The 6,229-nt window shown below is 42.1% G+C and carries 9 protein-coding genes; 2 read left to right on the forward strand and 7 right to left on the reverse strand.

The genetic code is table 11. The annotated features are described in order from the left end of the window. Position 1: 1 nt before the first annotated feature. The 7 genes from H6H03_RS38865 to H6H03_RS38895 form a co-directional block, all read right to left on the reverse strand. On the reverse strand, positions 2-355 hold the full coding sequence (locus H6H03_RS38865; protein ID WP_190960310.1) for a hypothetical protein: 354 nt from the start codon (positions 353-355) through the stop codon (positions 2-4). A gap of 95 nt (positions 356-450) precedes the next feature. Beyond that, positions 451-648 (reverse strand): hypothetical protein, encoded by a 198-nt coding sequence (locus H6H03_RS38870; RefSeq protein WP_190960311.1) that lies wholly within the window; start codon positions 646-648, stop codon positions 451-453. Between the two features lie 8 nt (positions 649-656). Further along, on the reverse strand, positions 657-923 hold the full coding sequence (locus tag H6H03_RS38875; RefSeq protein ID WP_190960312.1) for a hypothetical protein: 267 nt from the start codon (positions 921-923) through the stop codon (positions 657-659). A gap of 35 nt (positions 924-958) precedes the next feature. Then, positions 959-1,210 (reverse strand): hypothetical protein, encoded by a 252-nt coding sequence (locus H6H03_RS38880; RefSeq protein WP_190960313.1) that lies wholly within the window; start codon positions 1,208-1,210, stop codon positions 959-961. Between the two features lie 104 nt (positions 1,211-1,314). Beyond that, positions 1,315-1,458 carry a hypothetical protein gene (locus H6H03_RS38885; RefSeq protein ID WP_190952750.1) on the reverse strand — a complete coding sequence of 48 codons (144 nt, stop codon included), beginning with the start codon at positions 1,456-1,458 and terminating at the stop codon, positions 1,315-1,317. 74 nt (positions 1,459-1,532) lie between these two features. Beyond that, the gene (locus H6H03_RS38890; protein ID WP_190960314.1) at positions 1,533-2,096 is read right to left on the reverse strand and encodes a hypothetical protein; all 564 of its coding nucleotides are present in this window, start codon (positions 2,094-2,096) and stop codon (positions 1,533-1,535) included. Next, complete coding sequence (locus tag H6H03_RS38895; RefSeq protein WP_190960315.1) at positions 2,093-2,467, reverse strand: hypothetical protein; 375 nt, start codon at positions 2,465-2,467, stop codon at positions 2,093-2,095. Before H6H03_RS38895 ends, H6H03_RS38890 begins: the two co-directional genes overlap by 4 nt. Before the next feature lie 305 nt (positions 2,468-2,772). Here H6H03_RS38895 and H6H03_RS38900 point away from each other — a divergent pair, with 305 nt between their 5' ends. Next, positions 2,773-2,946: a plasmid partition protein ParG gene (locus H6H03_RS38900; protein ID WP_171974288.1), complete on the forward strand. Its 174-nt coding sequence runs from the start codon at positions 2,773-2,775 to the stop codon at positions 2,944-2,946. A 561-nt stretch (positions 2,947-3,507) separates the two neighbouring features. Next, positions 3,508-6,229, forward strand: a 2,722-nt coding sequence (locus H6H03_RS38905) for a plasmid replication protein, CyRepA1 family (RefSeq protein ID WP_190960316.1), incomplete at its 3' end; no start/stop codon positions are given.

Here is a 6,229-nt window from a genome sequence, read left to right on the forward strand (position 1 = left end):
TTCAGTTGCAATTAATCCTGGCTGAAGCGTAATTATAGTTGCAAATAATCCTGGTTTGTAAATGTCTTGATTGCAGGTTTGAGCGATTAGTATTGCAGGTCGTTACACCTATGGGAGTGTATTGATACAAATCCTCTTGAAGTTTTTGGATAGTTTCTGCGGATTCTGACAATAAATATTGTCCCTGTGTAGCGATTTCGGAGGCGATTAAGTTTTCAGTTATCGCTTTCAAAAAATGCAGTTTTTCGATGCGATTAATCCCTTCAAGACAAGAACCATAAGTATCTTGCAACCAGTCCAGATAGGTTCCATCTCCAGGCGTTAAAGCACAGTAGTATCCAAGCGGTTTCGTCATGATTTACAATCCTTATGTCGTTTATCGTTATGCGGCGGTAGACACGAAGGTAGGGCGATTGCTTGCTTTGGTCGGCTGGGCAATCGCTCTCCCCATCACTGAAAAAAGCCTTCTCTTGAAACGTCCACAGTTGAAGCTGTGGCTGACCATTGCAGAGTGTTGAAAAACTGGCTGACATCCCCAAGGGTTACATCACAATCAAAGTTCAACCTTTGATATTGTGGATGCTGCCGAATTTGGGTTACTAATTGTTGGGCTTGTGCAATCAATTCTGGCAGTGGTTGAGTGTTCATAATTCACCTCAAAAAATCGATAATTGCAGTGATGATTGGCTGATAACTGAAGCATTAGTAGACATCCCTGTTACTTCATAACAGCGAGTAGTTAAAGCCTTGTGATTGAGCAATAAATCAGCCTTCTTACGTTGTCCAGCCAGAGGGCGAAAATGGTACTTTTGATGCTGGATTGTCCCTGTTCTAAATAGGTATTGATACAGCGTTCTATCAATCTGGTACACCTTGGAATTGGTTAGTAGAGTTGAGTCATAGACTCTGCTTAAATTATTCATTGCTGCCTCTATTGACTCCAAAAGAGTACAAATAATTACGCTTTTTGGCTGTCGTTGAAAGTATTTGTTTGTCCCTCAACTTGGGAATAAAACTTGATATCTAAAATTGCTTCGTGAATCTCTAAAAGTGCTTGAATTGCATCACCCAAACGGAGGTCATTTGACGTAGTGAATCGCTCTGATGCCTCTAATTTCATGTACTCTGGCCTTGCCCTCAACATCCTCAAACTCTCTTCGTACCCTTTGAGCATTGCTAAAATTTGCTCGACAGTCAAAACTTGCTGCATAGATATAAGCTCCAAAGAAACTAGGAATTGTGATACAACTTATTAGAAGGACTGGGCGGATTTTGAAAGCAAGCCACTGATAAGTAGCCTCTAACTTGTGCCTATCATTGTCTGTTTTGGTTGACATACATTACTAATCCAGCAGTAAATAACCCAACTCCCAAAGGCGATATACAAGCAGCTATCCCACCAACTAAGGAGAGAGTAGCCACACCAGAATAGAAACAAACTTCAGTCAATAAATGCATTTTTCTTTCTCTTGAAATACTCAACAACAACGATAAGAAGCGACTGTCTGACAGTGCTAATCTGTAGGCAATATCTAGATATTTGCTGCTAGATTCATAATTTCTTCTAATGACTTCTGAGCAGTTCGTTGTTTCGGGGTAATTCCCCGTTGGGCTAAAAAATCGTTAGCATCAACTCCTTTGATGGAGTGAGCAGCAGCAGTTAACTCACCTGCCAACTCATCTAAGTAATCTTCTAAGCCATTTCTAATTGTGGTGGAGTGGATGTGAACGAAATTATTAACAACTGATTGTCCACTGATAAATGCCAAGGTGGAAGTTATTTTATCGATGGTCAATGTGTAGTTACCGGCAAACTCAGTTAGAGCATTCAACGCACCATTGATAATTTTTTGTTGTTCTGGAATTGGCAGAGTATTGTTAGTTGATGGCGCAATCGCGGCTATTTCTCCAGTTTGTTCTTGTGAGGCTTTCTGTTTGAGGATTTGAGCTAATATTTCAAACTCAGCGAAACTGATTTCTTTGAGACTATCAAAATCATCTGGATGCGACTCTTGCAAGGAGAATCTAATAATTTCCTCTGGCATCTCCAAAAGTTCACAAACCTCTTTGATAGAAACCATATCTTTCGTATTCATGCTGCATTACCTCTAGTTACTTGATGAAATTGGCTTTGAAATTTCGCTGGGCTAAAATCTTCGGGATGCTTTTTGATGTAGTTCTTTACCCGTTCAGCCGATTTGAGATTTTGCATTACCCGACCAATACGGGACAAACACCAAGATTGGTATGGTGACAATGGGCAAGAACGGTCTGTACTGCCATCGCCTTTGACTGGGTAGGCTTGGCGATAGCTATCTATGCGGTATAGTGCGATGCTGTCCCAACTGACCAAAGTTGAACGGGCAATGTTAAGAATTCTTGCAAGTTCAGATTTTGTAACATAACTTGAGCAAAACAAGCCAGGGGAGTCTAAATCAAGTCCCCGTGCGGAGTTTGACGCTTTCATAAAGCATTTATCGATTAATGGGCAAATAGTGATTGATAACCAGTAATAGCTACTGGCAGGTGTAACCCAGACATCTGATAGTTATCGCTATCTTGTTGCGCCCACACGCTAGAAGCATTGTTATATAAGCTTTCCCTTCTTCGGTAGACAGGTATTGAATAACGGCACTTGTTGGTTGTCTGTCTTACTAATTTTTATGTTAAGGTATTAAGGTACTAAAGCGCAAGTACTTTAATGCCTTAATAGCGATGAAGCTTTTAGCTCCTAATTGTGGCAAAGTTAGGAAAAGGTTCGTTTGTATTTACATGGCTAAAGGTCAAGAAGCTGTACGGGTATATATGTCCCCTGAAAAAAAGAGGGCTTTTAAGGCGGCTTGCGCTGCTAAAGGGTTGGAAATGTCTGAAGTGGCAAACAATTTGATAGATGAATGGCTTAAAGAAAATGCAGTTGCGAGTGTCCAGCAAAGTCAGGCTGGATAAAAGTGCTGTGATATAGAAAACTAAGTGACTTACAAAATGTTTTTACCTGAATATTTGCCAGCTAAATTAAATACTGTTATCGGATTTGAATATGTGCTTAGTATTACTCAATAATATGCTGCCAACCAAACAACATCTCCAACCCAATAAACTCAATGATTTCTATTTATGGCCTTTAATAACTAAAAATTTGAGTCCATAAATGCCAAGAAGTCTGCGAGCTACGAACTCACAGACTTTGACTCAAATTTTTCATTTGAATTTACTACGCAATTTGTGGATTCGGTGCTACGAACACCTACCACACGCACACCCCGCTAGGAAAGACAGAGTGTAAAACCCCCACTGGAGAAGGATCAAGTGGAGCCTTTCTTTGATTATAAATGTCTATCACTTTATTTCCAACAGATTGAGAGGAACAAAATAGGCATGAAGGCTTTACCAAAACTGCTTGATTCTTAACCATCTACCGCACAAGTTACGCCAACTGTTCTGTAGATAAAAGTTGAACATCAGTCTTTTCTAGGCGAGGGCAATGTCACCTCAGCTTGGAGAAGGAAATTGAAAAATCTATCAAGTGTTCTACCATCTGCTCAAAACCTGTTGCCAACAGAGAGCATTGAGGAGTTTACCAGCCGAATTGAGAGAGAATTTATTGCCGGGAGCGCGATCGCCGTTGAACTCTACAGAGAAAACATCCGCATCATCAGCGACTTAGAAATCAATGCCGGCGGGGAGGTCGCCACACCAATACATGATGCACTCAACTGGAAATACACCAGATTTGGGCATCAAGCCAAACCAACACTTTACGCAGCACTACTGCTCTCGGAAGACGGTAGCCCCTGGCAAGCCAAACTCAGTACACCCAGGACTGACCCGAAAAAAGACAAGATTCAAAAATACGAAACCCCAATTGGCAACGGTTCACGCGCCTATCTCCCCGCCATTAACCGAGAAACTAGACGCTTAATTGCCAATCGCTACAGTGTAGAAGTCCCACCGCCAGGAGAAAGTTTCTGGAACTGGCTAGAACTTCACCCAGAAATCCCGATCGTAATTACAGAAGGCGGTAAAAAATCCTTATGCCTGTTGTCAGAAGGATACGTAGCCATTGCCCTTTATGGCATTAACGGCGGCTACCGCAGCAAAGATTCACTAGGCAACCCCATCTCACCCCACCTAATCCCAGACATAGCCAGATTTGCTGTATTAGGTAGACACCTGACCCTAGCCTTTGACCAGGACACCAACCCAGCCACCCAGAAACGGGTGAACGCTGCCATATATCGCTTTAGCCGATTACTGATTGCAGCTGGCAGTAAGACTGATATTGCCATTTGGAACGGTCAGCAAGGACAGTGTAAAGGTGTTGATGACCTAATAGTTAACGCTGGAATTACAGCTTGGTCAACAGCCTTAAACCAAGCCCTACCACTAACACACTGGCAGTTGTGGCAACGCTTAGAAAATCGTTTAACTTACGAACCCTCTCTACAACTGACCACAGCTGACTTATCCACCTTAGAAATCAAAAACTTACCCCAATCGGGAATTATTGGCATCGACTCCAGCAAGGGGACAGGTAAAACTAAGTTTATCGCCAAAACCACAGCTCATTCTCAAAAAGTCTTAGCCGCCAGTCACAGAATTGCGCTGGTACAAAATTTATGTGCCAGGGCTAACTTAGATTACCGTGGCGACTTAGATAAATTCAACGGCAATTTTATCAAAGGATCTGCTTACACCCTAAGAATTGGTTTTTGTGTTGATTCCCTGTTAGCCATCGACCCCCAAAAATTCGCAGGCTGTGACTTAATCATTGATGAAATTGTCCAGATAGTGCGTCACTTACTCACCTCTAGCACCTGCTCAAGCAATGGCAAACGCCCCGCATTACTAGCCAGATTTGCCGAATTAAGTAAAGTCGCCCGGCGGATAATTGTGGCTGATGCTGATTTAAATAACCAGACCCTAGACTACATTAAAGAACTACGGGGAGATGACACCCCCATTTTCTTAATTCGCAACGACTACCAACCCGAACCCTACCATGTCACCTTTATCCAAGCACTAGATAAATCAGCGATCGTCAACGATTTAATTACTGATGCCCGTCAACTACAGCCTGGCAAGACGCTGTATGTCACCACAGATAGCAAAGCCACTAGCAAGGCAACAGCAAGACTGCTACTTAAAGCAATTCCAGGAATTAGAATCCTGCTAATTAACTCCGAAACCAGCGGCAATACAGTTGAAAAACGGTTTATGAAAACACCCGATGCTGTATTGGCCGAAGGATTATATGACGTAATTATTTGTACTCCCACAATCGCCACGGGAGTTAGCATTGAACTCAAAGATTTCATTGAAAAAGTCTATGGAATTTTCACCGGGGCATCATCCACCGACGCTGATATGTCCCAATCTTTAATTCGTGTGCGCGACACAGTAGAGCGTGTGGTTTGGTGTGCCGAACGTGGGACAAATTTCTGTAAAATTTCTCGCTCAAGCAATTATCTCGAAATTAAAAACCAATTACAACAAAGAACCGATGCCACCGTTAGCTTAATTCGTTCCAACCTCAGACCTGACATTGTTGGAGATATTGCTAATTTCGATTGGCAATCAAACCCCCATGTAAATCTCTATGCCCGAATTAGTGCCGAGCAGAATTATTCAATGAGGAATCTAAGAGATGCCCTATTAATTCGGCTCAAACACGAAGGGCATCATATAAAAATTGATGAGCGACAATCCCAGTCAGCAGTCAAAGTTTTGTTAAAGCAAGCCAAAGAAGAAATTCAATTAATTGAAGCTCAAGCTATAGTTGCCGCTACCGATTTAACTTATGCAGAAGTGGCACTTTTGGAATCTCAGGAAAGCATTTCCCCAGAAGACGCATTAGCAGTGACCAAATTTTATCTCAAAGACTTTTACTGTTTAGACGAGCTAACAGTAGAAGATGTGCTTTGGGATAAAAGCGGCCAACGACGCGGAGAACTGCTCAACTTAGAGGCGCAAATCAACCCGGAATTATCACTCGATAGAACAGCCAAATCATTAGAAAAACAAGCTAGTTGGAATCAAGGTGTTTGTCCGTGGGATATTTCCGGTACAGCACTACGGCGACGAATTCGAGAAGCATTAGGATTAAACGATTTTTTAGATCCTTTTAAAGAATGGAATCTAGCCGACCTGAAACCCTACGCTGATAAGATACGGCAATATGCGCCCCTAATACTTCAACATCTCAACCGCACCATCAGCGAAAAAATGAGTG

The organism is Nostoc paludosum FACHB-159, assembly GCF_014698835.1.
In the GTDB taxonomy this organism is placed as follows: domain Bacteria; phylum Cyanobacteriota; class Cyanobacteriia; order Cyanobacteriales; family Nostocaceae; genus Nostoc; species Nostoc paludosum.